This is a genomic window from Xanthobacter autotrophicus (assembly GCF_005871085.1).
Taxonomy (GTDB): domain Bacteria; phylum Pseudomonadota; class Alphaproteobacteria; order Rhizobiales; family Xanthobacteraceae; genus Xanthobacter; species Xanthobacter autotrophicus.
Map to the genome: position 1 here is coordinate 696,239 of NZ_VAUP01000015.1, position 21,252 is coordinate 717,490.

Annotated in this window: 16 protein-coding genes and 1 tRNA gene; 8 read left to right on the forward strand and 9 right to left on the reverse strand. The window is 66.3% G+C overall.

Features of this window, described 5'->3' with window-relative positions:
- Positions 1 to 29: 29 nt before the first annotated feature.
- On the reverse strand, positions 30 to 1,391 hold the full coding sequence (locus FBQ73_RS08015; RefSeq protein ID WP_138398925.1) for an RsmB/NOP family class I SAM-dependent RNA methyltransferase: 1,362 nt from the start codon (positions 1,389 to 1,391) through the stop codon (positions 30 to 32).
- Positions 1,392 to 2,523: 1,132 nt separating this feature from the next.
- On the opposite strand from FBQ73_RS08015, the gene FBQ73_RS08020 reads away from it, so the two are divergent.
- The 7 genes from FBQ73_RS08020 to FBQ73_RS08050 all read left to right on the forward strand — a co-directional run bounded on the left by FBQ73_RS08020 (position 2,524) and on the right by FBQ73_RS08050 (position 12,098).
- Entirely contained in the window at positions 2,524 to 3,651 is a 1,128-nt protein-coding gene (locus tag FBQ73_RS08020) for an endonuclease domain-containing protein (RefSeq protein ID WP_138398926.1), read from the forward strand.
- Positions 3,652 to 4,350, forward strand: a complete 699-nt coding sequence (locus tag FBQ73_RS08025) for a hypothetical protein (RefSeq protein WP_138398927.1) — start codon at positions 3,652 to 3,654, stop codon at positions 4,348 to 4,350.
- Entirely contained in the window at positions 4,347 to 7,580 is a 3,234-nt protein-coding gene (locus FBQ73_RS08030) for an ATP-binding protein (protein ID WP_138398928.1), read from the forward strand. The genes FBQ73_RS08025 and FBQ73_RS08030 overlap by 4 nt, the downstream gene beginning before the upstream one ends.
- A 271-nt stretch (positions 7,581 to 7,851) precedes the next feature.
- Positions 7,852 to 8,235, forward strand: coding sequence for a DUF2946 family protein (locus FBQ73_RS08035; protein ID WP_138398929.1), 384 nt, complete (start codon positions 7,852 to 7,854; stop codon positions 8,233 to 8,235).
- Between the two features lie 46 nt (positions 8,236 to 8,281).
- Positions 8,282 to 10,489: a TonB-dependent siderophore receptor gene (locus FBQ73_RS08040; protein WP_138398930.1), complete on the forward strand. Its 2,208-nt coding sequence runs from the start codon at positions 8,282 to 8,284 to the stop codon at positions 10,487 to 10,489.
- Positions 10,490 to 10,497: 8 nt separating this feature from the next.
- Positions 10,498 to 11,346 carry a DJ-1/PfpI family protein gene (locus tag FBQ73_RS08045; RefSeq protein ID WP_138398931.1) on the forward strand — a complete coding sequence of 283 codons (849 nt, stop codon included), beginning with the start codon at positions 10,498 to 10,500 and terminating at the stop codon, positions 11,344 to 11,346.
- 248 nt (positions 11,347 to 11,594) lie between these two features.
- Positions 11,595 to 12,098, forward strand: a complete 504-nt coding sequence (locus tag FBQ73_RS08050; protein ID WP_138398932.1) for a copper chaperone PCu(A)C — start codon at positions 11,595 to 11,597, stop codon at positions 12,096 to 12,098.
- Between the two features lie 196 nt (positions 12,099 to 12,294).
- Here the strand turns inward: FBQ73_RS08050 and FBQ73_RS08055 are convergent.
- The 3 genes from FBQ73_RS08055 to FBQ73_RS08065 form a co-directional block, all read right to left on the reverse strand.
- Positions 12,295 to 12,379: transfer RNA gene (locus FBQ73_RS08055), tRNA-Leu, on the reverse strand.
- 81 nt (positions 12,380 to 12,460) lie between these two features.
- On the reverse strand, positions 12,461 to 12,940 hold the full coding sequence (locus tag FBQ73_RS08060) for a DoxX family protein (protein ID WP_138398933.1): 480 nt from the start codon (positions 12,938 to 12,940) through the stop codon (positions 12,461 to 12,463).
- Positions 12,941 to 13,070: 130 nt separating this feature from the next.
- Entirely contained in the window at positions 13,071 to 13,496 is a 426-nt protein-coding gene (locus FBQ73_RS08065; protein ID WP_210236700.1) for a HesB/IscA family protein, read from the reverse strand.
- Between the two features lie 573 nt (positions 13,497 to 14,069).
- On the opposite strand from FBQ73_RS08065, the gene FBQ73_RS08070 reads away from it, so the two are divergent.
- Positions 14,070 to 16,220 (forward strand): putative bifunctional diguanylate cyclase/phosphodiesterase, encoded by a 2,151-nt coding sequence (locus tag FBQ73_RS08070; protein WP_170218788.1) that lies wholly within the window; start codon positions 14,070 to 14,072, stop codon positions 16,218 to 16,220.
- Between the two features lie 55 nt (positions 16,221 to 16,275).
- Here the strand turns inward: FBQ73_RS08070 and FBQ73_RS08075 are convergent, their stop codons facing one another.
- The 5 genes from FBQ73_RS08075 to nuoN all read right to left on the reverse strand — a co-directional run bounded on the left by FBQ73_RS08075 (position 16,276) and on the right by nuoN (position 21,245).
- Entirely contained in the window at positions 16,276 to 16,545 is a 270-nt protein-coding gene (locus tag FBQ73_RS08075; protein WP_138398935.1) for a DUF1467 family protein, read from the reverse strand.
- A 124-nt stretch (positions 16,546 to 16,669) separates the two neighbouring features.
- Positions 16,670 to 17,074, reverse strand: a complete 405-nt coding sequence (gene mce, locus FBQ73_RS08080; protein ID WP_138398936.1) for a methylmalonyl-CoA epimerase — start codon at positions 17,072 to 17,074, stop codon at positions 16,670 to 16,672.
- Positions 17,075 to 17,165: 91 nt separating this feature from the next.
- Positions 17,166 to 18,836, reverse strand: coding sequence for a ribonuclease J (locus FBQ73_RS08085; RefSeq protein WP_138398937.1), 1,671 nt, complete (start codon positions 18,834 to 18,836; stop codon positions 17,166 to 17,168).
- 207 nt (positions 18,837 to 19,043) lie between these two features.
- Positions 19,044 to 19,811 carry a biotin--[acetyl-CoA-carboxylase] ligase gene (locus FBQ73_RS08090; RefSeq protein WP_138398938.1) on the reverse strand — a complete coding sequence of 256 codons (768 nt, stop codon included), beginning with the start codon at positions 19,809 to 19,811 and terminating at the stop codon, positions 19,044 to 19,046.
- A gap of 3 nt (positions 19,812 to 19,814) precedes the next feature.
- Positions 19,815 to 21,245: an NADH-quinone oxidoreductase subunit NuoN gene (gene nuoN, locus FBQ73_RS08095; protein ID WP_138398939.1), complete on the reverse strand. Its 1,431-nt coding sequence runs from the start codon at positions 21,243 to 21,245 to the stop codon at positions 19,815 to 19,817.
- Positions 21,246 to 21,252: the final 7 nt, after the last annotated feature.

Here is a 21,252-nt window from a genome sequence, read left to right on the forward strand (position 1 = left end):
CCGGCGGGTGGCCTGCCTTGTCCGGCCGCCTACGGCTCTTCGGACGAAGGCTGCGGAGACGAGGGAGCGGCTTCCCGCTGGAGGACAGCGGCGAAAAAGCCATCCGTATCGTGGCGCGCGGGCGTGAGCGACAAGTGGTCCGGATGCGCCGACCCGGTCAATTGCGGTGCGGCTTCGTGCAGCGGCGTGACATGAAAGGTGGGATAGGCCGCAAGGAAGGCCGCCACCTGGGCCTCGTTCTCCTCGGGCAGCATGGAGCAGGTGGCGTAGACGAGCCGTCCACCGGGCTTCACCAGCCGCGCCGCGCTCGCAAGAATACGGGCCTGCAGCGGCAGGAGATGATCAAGCCCGGCTTCCTGCTGGCGCCACCGCGCATCCGGATTGCGCCGCCATGTGCCGGTGCCGCTGCATGGCGCATCCACCAGCACGCGATCGAAGCTGCCCTTGTGACGCTTGACCCAGCGGTCGGTTTCGCTGGCCAGGGGCCGGGTCTCGATATTGTGCAGGCCGGCGCGCCGGAACCGTTCGGCGGCACGTTTCAGGCGGCCATCGGACACATCGCAGGCGATGACGTGGCCCTTGTTTGCCATCTGCGCGGCAATGGCCAGCGTCTTGCCGCCGGCCCCGGCGCAGAAATCCACCACCCGTTCGCCCGGCCGCGCGTCCACCAGCAGGGCGACAAGCTGCGAGCCCTCGTCCTGGATCTCCACCTCGCCGCTTTTCAGCATGGGCAGGCTGGCCAGCGCGGGACGCTCCTGCACGCGAATGCCGAATGGCGCCAGGGGAGACGCCTCGGCTTTCAGGCCAAGATCGCGCAGCGCGCGCAGCATCACCTCGCGCGTGGACTTGACCGGATTGACGCGCAGGTCGAGGGGGGCTGCGGTCAGAAGCGCGGCCATCTCGCTCCCGAACGCGTCATGGAAACGCCGCCGCAAGGGCTCGACCGCCCAGGTGGGACATTCAAAACGCACCTCGTCCGGCATGGCCGGATGATCGATCGTACAGCCCTGCAATTTCACCAGCAGTGCGTGCTCGTGATCCGTCAATACGGCAGGCGCGAACCTTCCACCGTTGAACAGGCCATGGACCTGATCCGGCGTCCTGCCGCCCGAGATTCTGCCCCCCGAGCTCTTACCGCCATCCAGTGCCATCCAGGCCAGAAGCCGGTTGCGCGGCAAGTCCTTTCGTCCGTGCTTCGCCAACCACCAGCCCAATCGGGCGTGATGGCGCAGTAACGCATAGAGCAGATCGCAGATCTGGCCACGATCCTTGTCGCCGAGATGGCGTCGGGATCGAAACCATGCCGAAACGACAGCATCGGCAGGACGCGCGACACGATCGACTTCATGCATCAGTTCGAGAGTAGCTTGCAGACGGGTGGCGGGAGTCACGGGAGAGACGATCGGGCTGGAAAAACGCGCGGCACCATAGATGAAGGCGTTGCGCCTGACTATTGATTCTCGAGCGGCTCGGACGGATGCTATTGGGCGGATGGACGCCTGAGGCACTCCCCCCGACGCGATCGGACTCCACAGCATCGGCGCACGCCTTATGCCTCTTCGGATTCAACCTGAGGCTTTTCAATCAACAGACCCGCTGAAAAGCCGTGAGGCGCCATAGCTGCCGACCGAAAGTCGACGGCGCAGGCAGCTGTCAGGTCTCTGATTGCTCCGACAGGCTCGACAAAGATGCTCGGGAAGTCCGGGCGGATCCGATTGCGAAACCGGAGGTCGGCAGCGCACGCCCACCTGTGACACATCAAGCCTTTATCCACATCTCGCTTCCGAGCCATGAGCCCACGCCGGCCGAAAAAAAGCTCCGGAATCTGAAACAAGCGCAGATATAACAGCTCATGCGACCGAATATTGCTGCGTTTGATAATACAATATTACGCAACTGCGATAGCCTAGATCACACTATAATTTAGTAATTGTGACGTATCGTATTGTATAATTGATTTAAAGCCACATGATAATTGTATTACATTTTACAATAAGTATCGGAAATTTGAAACATATATCAATAAATAATTGAAAACTGCAACTGCATAACGATTTCGCTTTTTGTAAAAAAAAGTCTATTATCCATAAATATTGTTGTCAAATGAGGAATTATCTGTGGAAATTTCGAGGTCCAGCGGAAGTGTACCGCACCTTGTAGCGGACGCGACCACTGGGATGGAAACTGGCGTACTAGTTCTGATTCCAGAAACTCAACATGCGACTGCTATGTCGGACGATAAAAATTACTGCGGTGGATAGGTACGCCGCGCAATGAAAAGCCCTCGACGGCATGGCCGGGGCGTATCTGTCATCCAATCGCAAACTCGCTTCGGACCTTGCTCGGTGCCGGGAGCACGCGGTGACAGCCTGCCCGTGAGCAGATGGGCCGTCGGCAGGGCCGGCCACCGGCTGAAGTCACGGGCAGCCCCTCCCGCAACGAAAGTGCGGTTGCGCCCGCGTCGCGTCCCCTTTATCGATCCCCTGCGCGTTCTGGTGATCGCAAGGTTGAGGGGGCAACCTTTTGGAGGAGAGCTTCGCATCCGACCGCTTGTCGGTGCTTGCCCTTTCGGATCTCATCCTGGAGGCACCGCGCGGCGGGCTCCTCTGCGTGGACGGCATCGACCTTGCCGGATTGCGCGCTCTTTTCGAGGACATTGAACTTCCGCCCCATGCGTCGAGGCTGCTTTTCCTCCCGCTCGCGGCGGCGGACTCCTCCGAGGCACTGGCCGAAAACCTCATCGCCGCCCTGGCTGACATCGCCCTGAAGCTGTGGCCGGTCTGGTATCGGGATGTGAGCTTCCCCGGGCGGGGCGTAGATACGCTCGCCCGCTTAGCGGTCATCGCCGTGGCGCGGCGCGTAGCCGCCGGTATGCCCGGCGTCCTACCCGCCTGGGTCGAGGCGGCGGCGCTGCTGGCGCTCGACGGTCGGCCGCCACGGGTTCCGCAGACGCCGGCGGGGACGCAGCTCGACCAGTTGGCGCGGCTGATCGGTCCGGACGGCTTGGTGCTGGCGGTGGACATCCCCCGGGGCGCCCTCTCGTCACCACGGGCGGAGGCGCTGGTCCACGGCCTCGAATGGGTCGCACGGCATCTGCGCGGAGCAATGGTGGTGGTGTTTCCCGAGCCGCCCGAGGAGAGGTCACCCTTCGACCGCATTCGCCACGGGGTCCGGCGCTTCGCGGCGGATGTGGGCGGAACGGCGCCAGCCGATCCCGGAGCCGATGCCCACGCGGTCCAGCGGCCCTCGCCGGGACCGGAACCGGAGGAGCCATGGCTCCTGCCGTGGCGCGGCCGGCCACATCCCCTGAGCGCGGTGGAACAGCGCCTCGCCCGCCTGATCGAGGCGGATGAAGAACTCGCACCGCTGTTCGGCTTCAACATCCCCGTGGAAACGGTACGTGGATCGCGGCCGCGGGTGGACCTGCTGTGGGCCGAAGGCCGGCTCGTGGTGGAACTGGACGGCTATGCCGACCACGGCACCCGCGCGGCTTTCCTGCGTGATCGCCATCGCGATTTCGAGCTTCAGCTCTCCGGCTATGCGGTGCTGCGCCTGCCCAACGACGAGATCGCGCAGGACTGCTGGCTTGCGCTGGAGAAGATTCGCGACCTCGTCCGGCAACGCCGGCAGGTCCTGCTCCGGGAGAGATAGGTGGCGACCAAGGCGACGACCAAACCGACGCGATCCCCCGAGAGTCGGCTGAAGGAGCGCCAGGGGCTGCTCCTGCTGGCGCTCCTGGCGCGCCCCGACGGCATCGCCGCGCAGAAGGACCTGCGCCCCGCCCCGGAGCCGGCGGTGCGCCATCCGCTGGAGCGGGAGGGCTGGATCCGCACCGCGAAGCGCGGACGGGGCAATGTCATAGAGGTGACGGACAAGGGCTGGGATGCGGGTGGCGCGGCGCTCCACACCTTGCTGCCCGAGGATGCGGACGGCGCCTCCGCCGTGCTGCGCGCGGTGCTGGAGCGGCTTTCCGCCTACATGGCGGCGCGGGAGGTGGCACTCTCGGACCTGCTCGGCCCCCAGAGGGGCACGCCACCGGCGTCTGTCGGCGCAACGATCGGGCCTGAAGCGGATGACCCAGCGCCCTCGGACCTCCCGGCGCGCATCCGGGCGGCCTATCTGGCGGTGACGGGCGGCCGCCTCAACACCCGCGCCCTGCTGAAGAGCCTCCGGCCTCACCTGCCCGACGTCGCGGGCGAGACGCTCGATGCTACGCTGAAGGCGATGCAGGCGGAGGGGGCTGCCCGGCTCTACCGCATCGACGACCGTGCCGAGATCACCCAAGCGGATCGCGCCGCGGCGGTGGAGATCGCCGGCGAGCCCCGCCACATTCTCTGGATCGAGCGATGAACGACATGAGCGAAGGGCCCGGTGCGCCGGGGTTCGCGGCCTTCCGCGCTACCAGCTTCGACTGGACACGGCAGTTGCGCAGCGTCTGGCGCGATCCTCCCCACCAGGTCGCGGCGCTGCATGAAGGCTGCATCGACGACATCCTCACCTATTTCGAGGAGCGCACCCGGGAGGAGGAGCCGGACCCAGAGCCCCTCGGCCGCGTGGTCGTGGGACCGGCGGGATACGGCAAGACCCATCTGGTCGGCCGGCTGCGGGCCGGGGTGTGGGAGCGCGACGGCTGGTTCGTTCTCCTCGACCTTGTGGGCGTGAAGGATTTCTGGTCTTCGATCGCGCTCGGCTTCCTGGACTCGCTTCATGCGCTCCGCAGCGAAAATCTGACGCAGCACGATCTCCTGATCCTGAAGCTCGCCGACAAGCTCGGCATCGCCGAGCAGGCCAGTGCGATCGCCAAGCGGCACGACGACGATCCGCGCTCGGCCATGAACGACATGTCGGCGCTGTTCCGCAATGCGCTGGCCCGCTACGACCGGCAAGGCACGTTGCGCCATCGCGACGTGCTGACGGCCCTGATCCTGCTGACCTCCAACGACCTTGACCAGCAGAGCATCGCCCATGCCTGGCTGCAGGGCATGCCCGCGACGGCACAGGACGTGAGCCAGTTCGGCTTCGTCGGCGACAACGCGCCCATCACCGTGGTGAAGGGCCTGTGCTGGCTCATGAGCCTCGTTGGACCGACTCTGATCGCGGTGGACCAGATCGACGCGATCGTCACCGCTGCCCATGCCGGTTCGAAGGCGGCGGCCTCCCTGTCTGAGGGGGAGAAGGCCGAGGCGCGATCCATCCTCGAGGCGCTGGCACAGGGCCTCATGGACCTTCACGAGGTGAAGTATCGCGCGGTGGTCGTGCTGTCGTGCCTCGAGGCCACCTGGCAGGTGATCGAGCAGACCTCCAGCGTCCCCGTGGACGCCCGCTTCTTTCCGCTGGTGCCCCTGCGGGCCCTGCCCGACGCGACACGCGCCGCCGCGCTCGTCGAGGCGCGCCTCGCGGCCGCCTATGGCCCGCGCCATTTCACGCCGCCTTATGCCACCTGGCCGTTCCGGCCCAAGGCATTCGCCCAGGCGGTGGGCCTCTCGCCGCGCGAACTGCTGCGGCATTGCGAGGCGCATCGCATTGCCTGCGTAGCCAAGGGCGCGGTGGAAGAGCTGTCCGCGTTCGGCGGCAAGGCGCAGCCGCCAACCGCCGTTCCCACACCCTCCGGCCTTGATACCGACTACAATCAGGCCCGCGCAGAGGCGGACGTGTCGGGCCTCCTCGATCTCGACCGGGAAGACGAGCTGCGCGACATCTTCTCCCATGCGCTCGGACTGTTCGAGCGGCAGCTCGACCTGCCGGACGATGTGGATGCGGCGGTGCAGTTCTATCCGAACCAGAAGACGCCGCCGCTCCACGGCCGGCTGTCCTTCACCTTCCGGGCCGAAGGCGATCTTGAGCAGCACTATTGCTTCCGCTTGCTGGCGCATCCCAACCACCTCGCCTTCCAGTCCCGCATCAAGGCGGCGATGACGGCATCGGGCATCGGCTCGAAGCTGCCGGGACGCCATCTTTTGCTGCTGCGCACCTCCGAGCCGCCGCAGGGGCCCAAATCGCAGCAGCTGACGGCGGAGTTCCGCAAGGCCGGCGGGCGCTTCATCGTGCCTACCGAGGACGACGTGCGTGCCTTCCTGGCCCTACGCGCGCTCTCCGGACGACCCGATTTCGCCGCTTGGCTGAAGCAGCGCAAGCCGCTGTTCGAAGTGCCCTTGTTCAAGGCGGCCGGGCTCGCGCCGCCGCCGTTCCTCGCCGCCCCACCGGAGCCACCGCCATCCGGCACGCCTGCGGGCAGCTCGGCCGGCGACACCCCGCCGCCCCCCACCCCACCCGCCACTCCCCCGCGCCGCGACACGCCGACGAAGGCGCCGCCACCAGTTGCCGCGACGCAGATCATGGTGGGCCGGCGTGTCGGGCCCCAGGGGGCTGGGGAAGCGGTCGAGTTCGCCGCCTCCCTGCTGCCCCGGCACGTGGCCATCTTCGCCGGCTCCGGTTCAGGCAAGACGGTTCTGCTACGGCGGCTGGTGGAGGAGGCAGCCCTCCTCGGCATTCCCGCCATCGTGCTCGACATCAACAACGATCTTGCCCGCCTCGGCGAGGCGTGGCCGCAGGTGCCGGAGCACTTCTCCCCCGACGACGTGGCGAAGGCCGGGCGTTACCACGCTGGCGTGGAGGTAGTGGTCTGGACCCCCGGCATTTCCAGCGGCAACCCGCTCGCCCTCGCGCTCCTGCCGGACTTTTCCGCCATCGGCAGCGGCCGCGACGCCGAGAGCGAGGACGAACGCTCCCAGGCCGTGGAAATGGCCCGCGCCACCCTCACCCCCTATCTCGGCGGCGGCGGCCAGAAGGCGAACCTGAAGCAGGGCGTGCTCGCCGACGCCCTGCGCCACTTCGCCCTGGCCGGCGGGCAGGAGCTGCGGGACTTCGTCGCCCTGCTCTCCGAGCTGCCCGAAGGCCTCAGCGAGATCGGCCATGCGGAAAAGCTCGCCCGCGACATGGCCGACCAACTGCGCGCGGCCATCGCCACCAATCCGCTGCTTCAGTCGAACGGGCCGAAGCTTGATCCCGCGCGGCTGTTCCACGGCGGCGATCCGGCGCGCACGCGCATTTCCGTGATCAACCTCGCCGGACTTGCCACCGACGAGGCCCGACAGGCCTTCGTCAACCAGTTGCAGATGACGCTCTTCACCTGGGTGAAGCAGAACCCGAGTCCCTCCGGCCGGCTCTACGTGCTGGACGAGGCGCAGAACTTCGCACCCTCGCAGGCCAATACGGCTTGCAAGGCCAGCACCCGCTCGCTGGCGGCGCAGGCGCGCAAATACGGGCTCGGCATGGTGTTCGCGACCCAGCTGCCGCGCGGCATCGACAGCGGCATCGTCTCCAACTGCACCACCCACATGTATGGCCGCATGAGCTCGCCCGCGACCATCGAGGCGACACGTGATCTCATGGCGGCCAAAGGCGGGGCCGCCGATGACCTGGCCCGGCTCGGGCGCGGCGTCTTCTATTTCTCCACTGAGGGCGTGCGCCGGCCGGTGAAGATCGAGACCGCCCTCTGCCTGAGCTGGCACCCGGCCAATCCGCCGACGGCAGCGGAGGTGGTGAAAGCGGCGCGGGCCTCGCTGCAGAAGACAGATTGAAGCAGCAACTGGCGAGCCGTGACCCGGCGTCCGTGTCACAAGGGTCATGACGCGTCCGCTGCGGGACGCGCTTGCCTTGCCGGCCCGCTTGCCCACCAGAGACCCCCGCATGCCACACCCCGGCGCGCGGGACGGGCATCCCGCGGTTGGGTGTAACCCGATAGCAACGGCACGGCGCGGGCCATGTTTTTCAGCCGACACGTTGTTGCACCCGGAAACAGGACCACCCATCATCGCCGAAGAACAAGATTGCTCAGGGGCGGTTCGGGGCGTGGAGACTAAGAGGAGCGGCACGACGGCGTGGCTGCGCAATGCGTTCTGCATTGCGCTTGCCTACGCGTTGCTGTTCCAGGTCGTCTTCACCGGAATCTCCGCCGAACGCATGAGCTTTGCGGCGGCGGGTGGCCAGGAGATGCTTTGCATCTCGGACGGCACCAACACCGATCCCGGCAAGACGCCACCGGCGGATCATCGGTCCTGCTGCACCATCTGCGCCTTCCATGCGCTCACGCCCCTGCTGCCGGAAGCATTCGGCCTTGTCGCGCCCGCGCTCTCCTTCCACGCGACGGCCGCGATGCCGGCCGCGCGCGTCGCACTGCCGCGAAACGCACGCCGCGAACCACGCACCTCCCAGGGACCCCCGCTGACGACCTGACGGCCGATTCCCTCATCGACCTTCATGTTTTCGCAGGAGTAGTCCCATGCCCCGAAGGCTCCGCCTTGCGTGGGCGGCATCGGCGTCGTTCGTCGCCATGCCGCACGTCTTGATTCCGAACGCCGCTTTGGCGCAATCCCAGTTCGATCTCGAGACCGTCGTCGTCCAGTCCGACGCCACGGCACCCGAAACCGTGCATGCCAACGGCCCGCCGGTCACCGAGACCACCGCCGGCCCGGTGCAGGGCTACCGCGCGCTGACTGCCGCGAGCGCTACGCGCACCAACACCCCCATCCAGGAGATCCCGCAGTCCATCCAGGTGATCCCGCGCTCGGTGATCGACGACCAGGACGCTCTCAGCGTCGCGGAGGTCCTGCGCAACGTCAGCGGCGTACAGGGCACCAACCCGGTCCAGACCCCGGCCTTCACGTCAGCCTATATCCGCGGCTTCCCGGCAGAGTATTGGGTCGACGGCCTGACCACCTTCTACAACGGCGGCGACCGCGATTCGCTGGTGAACGTGGAGCGCATCGAGGTGCTGAAAGGCCCGAACGCCATTCTTTATGGCGGCGGCACCGGCGCGCCGCTTGGCGGCGTCATCAACCTCGTTTCGAAGCTGCCCACGGATAAGGCGTTCGCCGAACTCGGCCTCACCTTCGGCAGCTATGCCTATCTGCAGCCCTATTTCGATGTGAACACGCCGCTCACCAAGGATGGCACCGTCCTGTTCCGCATGACGGGCGAGTACACCTCCGCCGGCTCGTTCATCGACGTGCTGGAAACGGAGCGTTACTCGTTCAATCCCGCGCTCACCTTCACCAACAAGATCGATACGACCCTGACCCTGCAGGGGCGGATCTCCAGCTGGGAGCAGCAGGAATACCAGGGGCTTCCCGCCACCGGGACCGTGACCGGAGCGTTCCGCCTCAACCCCAACATGTTCATCGGTCCTGCCGATATCCCCAATTCCACCTCGCGGGTGCAGAGTCTGACCGCCACCTTCGATCATCGCTTCGACGATGTCTGGTCCGCCAACATCCAGGCCCGCATTTCCAACACCAAGTACAAGGAGCTGGCGCAGAACTTCACCAGCGGCTTCGACTTCGCCGGCAATGCGCCGGCCGCACCGCTCGCTTACTGGAACGTACTCAATATATCGCTCTACCAGGAGCAGCAGGAGGCGACCATCGTCGCCAACGCGCTGGCGAAGTTCAATGTCGGGCCGACCGAGAACAAGCTGCTGTTCGGCGCCGACTATAGCCGCGTGTCCGACGACGGCAACATGTATGGAGACTTCAACGACATCTTCACGCTCGGCTACGTGAACCTGCTCAACCCGGTCTATCCGCCCTATGTGGAGCCGGGGCAAAGCGTCGGCAACGTCATCGCGGATGCGCAGAACGTCTACAACACAGCCGGCGCCTATGTGCAGCTCCAGAGCGCCGTGTGGGAGCGGCTGCACCTTGTCGGCGGGCTGCGGCTCGCCAACCTGCGCATCGATAGCGTTTCGCCTGCTTTCCAGACCTCGTCCAGCATGGACACGACCGAGCTGCTGCCGCGTGTGGGTGCCGTGGTGGACGTGTTCAAGGGCTTTTCGCTCTATGCGAGCTACTCGCAGGGCCTCAAGGCCAACCCGTTCACGATCTATGTGGGCGCCCCCCAGCCGGAGCATTCCGAGCAGAGCGAGGCCGGCATCAAGTTCGATCTCGGCTACGGGCTGACCGGCTCCATCGCCCTGTTCGAGATCAACCGCACCGGCGTGCCGGTATTCACCGGCATCGCCTCCGAGGCCATCGGCGTGCAGCGATCGAGCGGCTTCGAGACGGACCTACTCTGGCAGCCCGACAGCAACTGGCAGGTGCTCGCGAGCTACGCCTATGTGGACGCCACCGTCGTCGACGCCATTCCCGGGGTCGCCGCCGCGGGCAACCAGCTCAACATGGTACCGCCAAACTCCGGGCGCCTGTGGGTGAACTACAAGTTCGATCCCGGCCCGCTGAAGGGCTGGAGCGTCGGCGCCGGCATCTATGCCGCCTCTGGCGCCTATGTAGACCTCGCCAACGAGTATGAGACCTCGTCCTATTTCACCATCGACGCGAAGATCGCCTACGAGAAGGATAATTTCAAAGCTCAGGTCACCGCGAAGAACCTCACCGGCGAGGACTATTTCGTACCCTACAATTATTATGGCGGTCGGATCGCGCCGGGAGATGCCAGGAGCATCTACGGCAAGGTCGCCTGGACCTTCCAGTGAGGCCTCCCATGACCCTGACCCGACGCGACATCGCCCTTGCCGGCCTGCTCGGCCCGCTTCTGGCCCAGGCGGCACCGTTTGCCGCCAAGGCGCAGACCCCCGCCGCCTTGCCGGAGCCTCCTGCGGCGGCGCACGACATGTCCGCCATGCCGGCGCACTGGATGGGTAGCGAGAAGATCGCCTTCCTCATCTATCCGCAGTTCACAGCCCTCGACATGGTGGGGCCGCACTACATGCTCACGAGCCTCATGGGGGCGACGACGCATGCGATCGCGAAGACCAAGGCGCCGGTCACGAGCGACACCGGCCTCGTCTTCACTCCGTCCGCCACCTTCGAGGACTGCCCGGCGGACCTCGACATTCTCTGCGTTCCCGGTGGCTCAATGGGCACGCTCGCCGCCATGCGGGATGACGACACGCTGCGCTTTCTGAAGGATCGCGGCAGCCGGGCAAAATATGTAACCTCGGTCTGCACCGGCTCGCTGCTGCTGGGAGCCGCTGGGCTGCTCCAGGGCTACAAGGCCACGTCCCACTGGGCGGCCCGCCCGCTGCTGACCGAGTTTGGTGCGATCCCGACGGCTGGCCGGGTGGTGCGCGACCGCAACCGCATCACCGGCGGCGGCGTGACCGCCGGCATCGACTTCGGCCTGGCGCTGGTGGGGAGCCTGCGCGACCGAACCTATGCGGAGGGGGTGCAACTGCTCGCGGAATACGCGCCGGAGCCGCCATTCGACGCCGGGACGCCGCAGCGCGCGCCGGCGGAGGTGACGGCCCTGATCGAAGGCATGTTCACTACCTTTCTCGCGGAAGCAGCCGAGACCGGCCGTGCCGCCTTCGCCCGCGCTGGTTCCTTGTGAGCCGCGCCCTCACCATCGCGGGTCGCTCCTGCCACCCCAGGGCACGCCCAGCAGCGCGGCTTATCACGGCCTCGCCCATGCGCGCGTGCCAAAGCGGCTTCCCGCCAAGTGATACCGGTTCGCGCGAAGAAACAGGCGCCAGCACAAGATTTTGGAGCGATCGCCATGCGCCGGCGCGAACGGTGATTGCTCCAGCCTAGCCCTGCCGCCACTGGGACACCGGCGGCGGCCAACCTGAGGAGTTTTCCATGTCCACCAGCTTTCCATCCCGGCGCGGCGTCCTCACTGCGGCGGCGCTGGCTGTCGGCGCGCTCATGCTCACCGCTCAAGCGCCCATGGCCCATGAGTTCAAGGCCGGCGCCATCGAGGTCGACCATCCCTGGTCCCGCGCCACGCCCGGCGGCGCCACCGTGGCGGCAGGCTACCTGACGCTCAAGAACACCGGCGCGACGCCGGACAAGCTGATTTCGGCCACCGCCCCCTTCGCCGGCAAGGTGGAGATCCACGAGATGGCGGTGAAGGACGGCGTGATGACCATGCGCGCCCTGCCGGACGGCCTTGCCATTCCCGCCGGCGGCTCCGTGGCCCTGAAGCCCGGCTCCTACCACATCATGTTCCTCAACCTGAAGGAACCGCTGAAGGAAGGCACCAAGGTGGACGGCACCCTGACCTTCGAGAAGGCCGGAACCGTCGCCGTCCAGTATCAGGTGGAAGGCGTCGGCGCCTCCAACAGCGGGCATAAGGCCCACTGAGCCACCAAGCGGCTCCCGCCGCACCAACCACAACGAGCGCCGGCGCTCATCGCGCCGGCGCTCGTTCCTCAGAATTCAGGTGCTGATGGACAAGGCAACATGGCTGACCGCTAGACCTTCGGAGCCAGCCAGCCACACGCCTCCGAACGCCGCCAGGATGGCCCCTTAATATCTGATTTTAAAAGATTTTCTGAACTGGTGCGGACGGCGGGACTCGAACCCGCACGCCTTGCGGCGCAAGATTTTAAGTCTCGTGCGTCTACCGGTTTCGCCACGTCCGCCCGGACCGGGCGCGCGATCACGACCGGGAGCGGGACTTTAGGGAAGATGGCGGCCGCCGGCAACGCGGCCGCCGCCCGGGTTCACACCTTACGCGCAGGCTCCTGCCGCGCCGATGCCGCGCCCCGCGCAGGACGGCCGTCTCGCACGCGGCGCTCCAGCTCCAGCTTCCGGCACAGGATCGCGCCCACCATCAGTCCGCCAATGAGGCTGATGTGTTCCACCACCACGTGGAACTCGAAAAGACGCTTCTCCCCGTCCATGGTCCAGAACGGATGGGCGATGGGGATGGTGAGTGCCGTGAACACCGCCAGCATGCCGAAGCCGAGCCACGCCGCGCGGTTCAGCACCACCAGGACCGAGCCGACCAGCAGCAGGGCGATCACCGCCGGTGCAAACAGCCCTGCCGGCTCCACGCCGAAGAACGACATCTCGGCCAATGTGGCCTGATAGTTCATCAGCTTGTCGAGGCCCGCGCCCCAGAAGATGAAGGTGAGCAGCAGGCGCGCGACCACGCCGAAGATGGGGCTCGCCAGGAGGGCGGCGAGAGGAGATGGGGTCAAGATGGCACCTTTCGTGCTGTTAAGACAACGCGGCGACGCCCGCCCGCGCTTCACGCGGACGGTCTGCACCGCCCGCTCCTCTTGTCCCAGTGCCGATGAACCGCAGCTGAACCCTCAAATCAGCCGCCGTTCAGCCCTGTCCGGACGGAGCACCCGCATCGACCGGCGTGATCGCGACCGATTCCCCGCAGCCGCACGACGAGGTCTGGTTGGGATTGTTGAACACGAACTGGGACGAGACCTTGTCAGTCTTGAAATCCATTTCGGTGCCAAGGAGGAAGAGCACGGCCTTGGTATCCACCACCACCTTCACGCCCTTGTCTTCCACGACGGAATCGAAGGGAGCGATCTCGGTGGTGAAATCCATCTTGTAGGACATGCCGGCACAGCCGCCAGTCTCGATGCCCACGCGCAATGCCGTGCCAGGCTCGGCCGCGGCGAGGATCTCGCGCAGCTGGTCGGCGGCAGCATCGGTGATACGGATAATCGGCGGCAGGCTCCGCTTGGCGGACGTCTTTGCGGGAGCTGCGGCGGACGGGTCTGAAGCAACGCTCATGGGAAATCTCCGAGCCTTGCCGTTTCAAGGACGGCGGGCACCTCCCTTAAATGGAGGATGAGAGGCGCGCTCACAAGGCTCCAGATCTCTACAGGGCCAGATCGAAGCCGAGGGCATGGGCGCGAACCGACCATCGCGCTCCCGGCACCGGTGGGAACAGCGGTCCGAAATGACGCAGGTCCATCACAACGCCAAAGTGGCTGAGCCGTTGTTTTTGATGCGAAAAACCTCTATCGAATCTGTAATTATAGAGGTATTAAAATGCTCCACGCGATCCGCTCCGTGGCGCTTGCGGCTGGACGATAGGCGGAGTGCTGGACTGATGGGACAATGAAGGCCCGCGGTGCCATGTTCCTCTCCGTCCTCTCATGGGGTCTGACCCTGTTGTCCGTATGGACCGGTCCGGCGGCGGCCGTGCCTTGGCATGGCGAGACCGAGCCCCCAGGGTTTCCCTCCCTTCAGGTCGCAATCCTGGCGAGTTGTGCGCTTCTGCTGATACTGGTCATCGCGCGAAGGCTCATCCGGAAACCACGCCCGTACGTCGGTGAGCGTGAACCGGCGGCGATGGCCCTGATGGCCAGCCTCCGCGCCACGCCTGAGCACACCGCGACCGGTTCGGGCGCCTCCGGCAGCACAGACATGGCCTTGCGGGAAAACGAGGAGCGCCTGGATCTCGCGGTCAGGGGGTCGAACCAGGGCGTCTTCGACATGGATGTGCGCCGCGATGGCCTGTATCTCTCGCCGCGTGCCCGGGACATCCTCGGCCTTCCACCCGACGCGCCGGTCGACGTACGCCATGCCTTCTGGCAGCTGTTGGGCGGCGTGGATCGGCGCAAGGTGGCCGCTGCGCGCAAGCTTCTCGTCAGGGGCAACGAGACCCCCATAGATCTCGACATCACCCTTCGCCAGCCCGACGGTGCAAGTCGCGATGTCCGGTGGCATGGCCTCGCTATCCGCGACGATGCGCGCGTCGTGACCCGCGTGGTGGGCATGATCACGGACGTCACGGAACACAAGCGGAGCGAGCGCCACCTTCGCCTCGCCGCAGCGGTGTTCGCCAGCTCGCACGATGGCCTTGTGGTGACGGACCTTGACGCGGTGATTTCCGCGATCAATCCGGCGTTTTCCCAAATCACCGGCTACGCTGAGGATGAGATCCTCGGCAAGACCATGCGAACCATGCATTCCGGCCGGCACGACCGCGAATTCTACCGCGCCATGTGGGGGGCGCTCACGTCGACGGGCGTCTGGCAGGGCGAGATCTGGAACCGCCGCAAGAACGGCGAGATCTTTCTCCAGCAGCTCGCCATCCGCACGGTCTATGACGACAAGGGCGCACCGCAGAATTATGTGGGCGCCTTCCAGGACATCACCCAGATCAAGCATTCCGAATTCGAGCTGGACCGGATCGCCCACTACGATTCCCTCACCGATCTGCCAAACCGCACCCTGCTCGCATCCCTCCTCGACCTCGCCGTCAGCCGGGCCGGCAAGAGCTGCGCCGTGCTGTTCCTGGACCTGGACCGCTTCAAGACGGTCAACGACAGCCTCGGCCACATGGCCGGCGATACCGTGCTGAAGGCGGCAGCCGATCGCATCCACGCCGCGCTCGATGGCGATGCGACCCTCGGCCATTATGGTGCCGACGAATTCGTGGTGATCCTCGAGGAGATCGAAGGGCCCCATGATGCGGCCATGACCGCCACCCGCCTGATCGACGAGTTGGCGCGCCCCTTCACCGTCGGGGACGGCGAAATCTATCTGGGCGCCAGCGTGGGCATCAGCCTCCATCCGTTCGACGCCGACGATGCCGCCCAGCTCCTTCAGCACGCCAATACCGCCTTAGCGGAGGCGAAAGCGCAGGGACGCGGGATCTATGCCTTCTACACCCAGGCCCTCACCCGCAGCGCCCGGGTCCGCATGGAGATGGAGGCGGATCTCAGGCGCGGTCTCGCCCGCGAGGAATTCCGCCTGAACTTTCAGCCGGTGGTCGACCTGTCCAGCGGACGCATCGTCGGCGCCGAGGCGCTGGTGCGCTGGCAGAGCCCCGCGCTTGGCCTTGTCCCGCCCAACCGCTTCATCCCGCTCGCCGAGGAAACCGGCCTCATCGAGCCGCTGGGCGACTGGGTGCTTGAGCAAGCCTGCCGCCAGATGGTGCACTGGACCGAGGCCGGGGCCGACCTCGATTTCATCGCCGTGAACCTGTCGCCGCGCCAGTTCCAGCGGGGCGCCCTGTGCGCGCACATGGAAGACGTGCTGCGCCGCACCGGGCTTCCCGCCGCGCGGCTGGAGGTGGAAATCACCGAGAACGTTCTGTTCGGCGCCGCCGCGTCAGCCGAGCGCAAGCTGCATGACATGCGCGACAGCGGCGTGCGCATCGCGCTCGACGATTTCGGCACCGGATATTCGTCCCTGGCCTATCTGAAGCGCTTTCCCATCTCCAAGCTGAAGATCGACCGCAGCTTCGTGCACGACCTGCCGCGCGCGGCAGATGCGGAAATCGCGACCGCCATCATTTCCATCGCCCGCGCCCTTGGGCTCGACGTGGTGGCGGAGGGCATCGAGACACCCGAGCAATGCGCCTTCCTTAAGGGACGCGGCTGCGGCTATGGGCAGGGCTACCTGTTCGGCCGCGCAGTAACCAGCGAACGCTTCCTGCACCTCGCGCTACGGGGACAGATCGTCGTCGCGATCGCCCATCCGGGCAGCGCCCTGCTCCATTGACCCCGGCCTGGTCCTTCCCCCAGACAGCAGCCGGGGCGACCGGCGCGGCTCTGTATCAGTCCTTGGTGTCGAAGGGCATGGGCAGGTCTTCGAGTGAGACGGTGCCGCTGGTGATGAGCCAGACGATGCCGGCCGTGATCACCGCCGCGAGGATCGTGGTGGCGAGGGCCTTCTTGAGCAGGGCGGGACGCACCGGCGCGCCCGGTTCGGTGCCGGGCGTGATGTCCTGGCTCTCCGCCTGCGAGCGCACGCCCCAAGGCAGGACCGCGAACAGCGCGATCCACCAGACGATGAAATAGATGGCGACAACGGCACCAATCGACACGCGACATTCCCCGTTGGAGCACGCACCGATCCGACAGCACCGCCACCGGACCGGACAACGCGTTCTCTCTTTTGAGCTTCAGAGGCGGACTTGACCGAACCCACAGGCAAGTCCCACCGTCAGGTCAGGCCTGCTCCAGTTCCACCAGAGTGCCGTTGAAGTCCTTGGGGTGCAGGAACAGCACCGGCTTGCCATGGGCACCGATCTTGGGATCACCCGAACCGAGCACGCGGGCGCCCGTGGCCTTGAGCTGGTCCCGGGCGGTGAGGATGTCATCCACTTCATAGCAGATGTGGTGGATGCCGCCGTCCGGATTCCGCTCCAGGAACTTGGCGATGGGAGAGTTCTCACCCAGCGGCTCCAGGAACTCGATCTTGGTGTTTGGCAGGGTGACGAACACCGTGGTCACGCCATGCTCTTCCTGCGGCACGGCGGCCGAAACGTCAGCGCCCAGGGTATCGCGATACAGCGCGGAGGCGGCGGCGATGTCGCGCACCGCAATGGCCACATGGTTCAGGCGTCCGATCATGATTTCCTCCGCTCAGGTCTTCCGATCCATACCGCAAGCGGAGCCGGCGCGGAACACGCCGGAGGTCGAAGACGGAGCCGACCGGCCCCGCTCACACCTCCAGGATGTGGACGTGGCACACCGGCTTCTTGCCCCACACCGCGTTCACGGCGCTGCGCACTGCGCGTTCCAGGGTTTCCGCCAGCGCATCGGGATCGCGGCGGCGGGCCTTCGGCAGGTTGTCGAGCGTCGCCACCACCGTGTCGAGCACGTGGTCGAGCATGTCGATGCCGCCCTCCCCCCGCTCGGGAACACCGGTGATCTCCACCGACGGGTCGCCGGCCAGGCCACCCTGTCGGTCCACGGCGACCGCGACCGACACCGCGCCCACGAAGGAGAGCTTGCGCCGCTCCGGAATCGAGCGACCGCCCTCAGGGATCAGCAGCCTTCCGTCCTTGTAGAGACGGCCGAAGGGCACGTCGTCGACCCGCTCGGCCGGACCGGGAGCAAGACGGATGACGTTGCCATCATAGCAATTGACCACCTCGGGCACGCCGAGACTGCGCGCGAGCTGCGCATGTTCATGCAGGTGCAGCGCCTCGCCATGCACCGGGATCGACACCTGGGGCCGCACCATCCGGTACATTTCCGCCAGTTCGCCCCGGCGCGGATGGCCGGACACATGGACCAGGGCCTTGCGATCCGTCAGCACCTCAACGCCCCTTTTGGTGAGGGCGTTGACGATGTGGTTCACCACCTTCTCGTTGCCGGGAATGGTGCGCGAGGAGAACACCACCAGATCGCCGGGCGACAGGGCAATCTCCGGATGGTCGTCATCGGCGATGCGGCGCAGCGCGGCGCGCTGCTCCCCCTGGCTTCCGGTGAGGATGGCCACCACCTTCTCGCGCGGCAGGTAGCCGTAGGCCTCGGCAGTGCGGAAGGCCGGCACGCCATCCAGCAGGCCCTGCTCGCGGGCGACGCCGATGACGCGCTCCAGCGCGCGGCCCACCACCACCACCTCGCGGCCGTTGGCATAGGCCGATTCGGCGATGCCACGGATGCGCGCCACGTTGGAGGAGAAAGTGGTGAAAGCCACCCGGTGCTTCGCCTTGCCGACGATCTCCCGGAGCGAGGCCCCCACATCCGCCTCGGAGGGCGAGACGCCGTCACGGACGGCGTTGGTGGAATCGCAGATGATGGCGCGCACGCCCTCGTCGCCCAGCGCCTTGAGACGGGCGATGTCCGTGGGCAGGCCGACCACCGGGGTGGGATCGAGCTTCCAATCGCCGGTGTGGACCACCAACCCCACCTTGGTGCGGATCGCCAGGGCGTGGCTGTCCGGGATCGAATGGGCCACCGGGATGAATTCCACCCCGAACGGTCCGATATCCACAGTGCCGCCGCTGCGCACCACGGTAACCGGCAGTTGGGAGGGCGCGCCAGGCTCGCCCGCGCGCTTGGCTTCCAGCAGCCCGGCCGTGAAGCGGGTGGTGTAGATGGGGCACTTCAGGCGCGGCCACAGGTCCAGCACGGCGCCGATATGGTCCTCGTGGGCATGGGTGAGGACCAGGCCCGCGATGTGCTTCTTCTCACCCTCAAGGAAGCGGATGTCGGGCAGGACGAGGTCGACGCCCGGTGCCTCCTCGCCCGCGAAGCTCATGCCGAGGTCGACGATGAGCCAGGTGCGGGCCTTGCGCGGACCAAAGCCGTACAGGCCGAGGTTCATGCCGATCTCGCCGACCCCACCGAGGGGTGCGAAGACCAGTTCGTCCGTGGGTGCCATCAAAGCGTCACTTCCAAACGCGGCACCCGCGCCGAGAAGGCCCCGGCAAGGACCGGAGCACGCGGGCGGGCGCGCCGAAAATCAGGAGGCTGGCGGACGTGGTCCGCTCGAGCCAGGGGCGGGCAATCAGGATCGAACCCAATGAAGCGGGCCACGGCCCGCAATGCAAGCGCCGCAACGCAAGGGGCCGCACGAAGTCGGCGCCGCTCAATCCGACTTGCCGAGCGAAACATCTCCGGCGGTGATGATTTCGGCGATGCCATCCTTGCGACGCAGCATCATGGCCCCACGGGTATCGATGTTCTCGAAGCGGCCCACCACCTCGCGCTCGCCGATCTTGACGCTCACCTGGTCGCCCATGCCGAGCGCGTAGCGCATCCAGTCCGTGCGGATGGCGGGAAAGCCCGCGCCGGCGTTCCACTGGTTGAGCCGCACCGCCATGGCAAGGTCGAGTGCCTCCAGCAGCCGATCAGGCGCCGTCGGAGCGCCGGATGCCTCAAGGCTGGTGGCGCGATAGGGGAGATCGTCGGGGTGGTGGAGGCAGTTGACACCGAAGCCAATCACCGCAGCGGGCCGCCCCGAGGGGTCGCTGCCGCCCTCCACCAGGATACCAGCAACCTTTCCGCCGTCCAGCAGCAGGTCGTTAGGCCATTTGAGCTTGAGCGCGTCCGGCCGGATCTGCGGCGCAGCGGCGAGCACCGCATCACGCAGGGCGAGGCCAGCCACGAAGCAGAGCTGCGCCAGATTGGCTACCGGCGCGGGATTGGGCAGCACCAGGCTGGCAAACAAATTGCCAAGCTCCGACGTCCACGGACGCCCCCTCCGGCCACGGCCGGAGGTCTGGATGTCGGCCACCAGCCAGACCGGAAAGGTCTCGCTCCGGGCAAGGCGCGCCATCCCCTCAGCGTTTGTGGAGCCGATCTGGGTGAAGCGGACGATGGGAACCGTGGAACCCTGGAATTCGTAATGAGCCATCGATCAGAAGAGCGAACGGGCAGCGGCACCCGCCGCCTCGATAAGGGGAGCGGGATAGACGAAATAGAAGATGGTGAAAAGCCCGCTCACCGCCAGCACCGCCTTCAGCTCCGTAGGCATGGGGTCGAAGTCGTCCACCGGCTCGTCAAAATACATGATCTTGACGACCCGCAGGTAATAGAACGCGCCGACCACCGAGGCAAGCACGCCCACCACCGCCAGGCCGTAGAGGCCCGCCTGGATCGCCGCGACGAACACATAATATTTGGCGAGGAAGCCCGCGAGCGGCGGGATGCCGGCCAGGGAGAACATGAGCGCACCGAGCGCCAGCGCCATCACCGGGTTGCGGCGGGCAAGGCCGGACAGGTCCTCGATGGTCTCCACCGCCTGGCCCTTGCGACGCATGGTGAGCACGCAGGCGAAGGTACCCAGGGTCATCACCACATAGATGCTCATATACAGCAGCACGCCGCGCACGCCCTCGGGCGTGCCAGCTGCCAGGCCCACCAGCGCGAAACCCATGTGCCCGATGGAGGAATAAGCCAGCAGTCGCTTGATGTTGCGCTGGCCGATGGCGGCGAAGGCGCCGAGCACCATGGAGGCCAGCGAGACGAAGGCCACGATCTGCTGCCACTGGTGGGTGACGTGAGGGAATGCCTCGATGACGACACGCACGAAGATGGCCATGGCCGCCACCTTAGGAGCCGAGGCGAAGAAGGCCGTGACCGGGGTCGGCGCACCTTCATACACATCCGGCGTCCACATGTGGAACGGCACCGCCGAAACCTTGAAGCACAGGCCGGCCAGCAGGAACACGATGCCGAAGATGAGCCCGAAGCTGGGCTCCTTGGCCACGGCGGCGATCTGCAGGAAGTTCACCGAGCCGGTGAAGCCATAGATGAACGAGGCGCCATAGAGCAGCATGCCCGACGACAGGGCGCCGAGAACGAAATACTTCAGGCCAGCCTCGGTGGAGCGGATCGAGTCGCGGTTGATCGCCGCCACCACATAGAGCGACAGGCTCATGAGCTCGAGGCCGAGATAGAGCGCGATCAGGTCACCCGCCGAAATCAGCATGCACATGCCGAGGGTGGCGATGACGACCAGCACGGCATATTCGAACTTGGCCTGCTTCTCCCGCGCCTGCCAGTCCACGGCCATGATCAGCGAGACCACCGCACCGAGCACCGCCAGGAGCTTCATGAAGCGGCTGTAGGCATCCACCACGAGGGAGCCGTTGAAGGCGGTGACCTCGACGGCTGGCTGAAGCAGCACCAGCACGCCGACCGCCGCGAGCACGGCGATGGCAAGACCGGTGACGAGGTTCGCCGACCCCTCCCCGCGGACCGCGCCGATCAGGATCAGCACGATCGCCGAGATGGCAAGCACCAGTTCGGGCAGGACCGCGCCGATGGGTGGCAGGAGCTGCGTCATTGAGCCG

What these genes read in the sequence shown, in the direction of transcription:
- FBQ73_RS08030 (WP_138398928.1), top strand. Translation starts at nt 4,347, where the DNA reads ATGAACGACATGAGCGAAGGGCCCGGTGCGCCGGGGTTCGCGGCCTTC.
- FBQ73_RS08040 (WP_138398930.1), top strand. Translation starts at nt 8,282, where the DNA reads ATGCCCCGAAGGCTCCGCCTTGCGTGGGCGGCATCGGCGTCGTTCGTC.
- FBQ73_RS08045 (WP_138398931.1), top strand. Translation starts at nt 10,498, where the DNA reads ATGACCCTGACCCGACGCGACATCGCCCTTGCCGGCCTGCTCGGCCCG.
- FBQ73_RS08050 (WP_138398932.1), top strand. Translation starts at nt 11,595, where the DNA reads ATGTCCACCAGCTTTCCATCCCGGCGCGGCGTCCTCACTGCGGCGGCG.
- FBQ73_RS08065 (WP_210236700.1), bottom strand. Translation starts at nt 13,496, where the DNA reads ATGAGCGTTGCTTCAGACCCGTCCGCCGCAGCTCCCGCAAAGACGTCC.
- FBQ73_RS08070 (WP_170218788.1), top strand. Translation starts at nt 14,070, where the DNA reads ATGGCCAGCCTCCGCGCCACGCCTGAGCACACCGCGACCGGTTCGGGC.
- mce (WP_138398936.1), bottom strand. Translation starts at nt 17,074, where the DNA reads ATGATCGGACGCCTGAACCATGTGGCCATTGCGGTGCGCGACATCGCC.
- FBQ73_RS08085 (WP_138398937.1), bottom strand. Translation starts at nt 18,836, where the DNA reads ATGGCACCCACGGACGAACTGGTCTTCGCACCCCTCGGTGGGGTCGGC.
- FBQ73_RS08090 (WP_138398938.1), bottom strand. Translation starts at nt 19,811, where the DNA reads ATGGCTCATTACGAATTCCAGGGTTCCACGGTTCCCATCGTCCGCTTC.
- nuoN (WP_138398939.1), bottom strand. Translation starts at nt 21,245, where the DNA reads ATGACGCAGCTCCTGCCACCCATCGGCGCGGTCCTGCCCGAACTGGTG.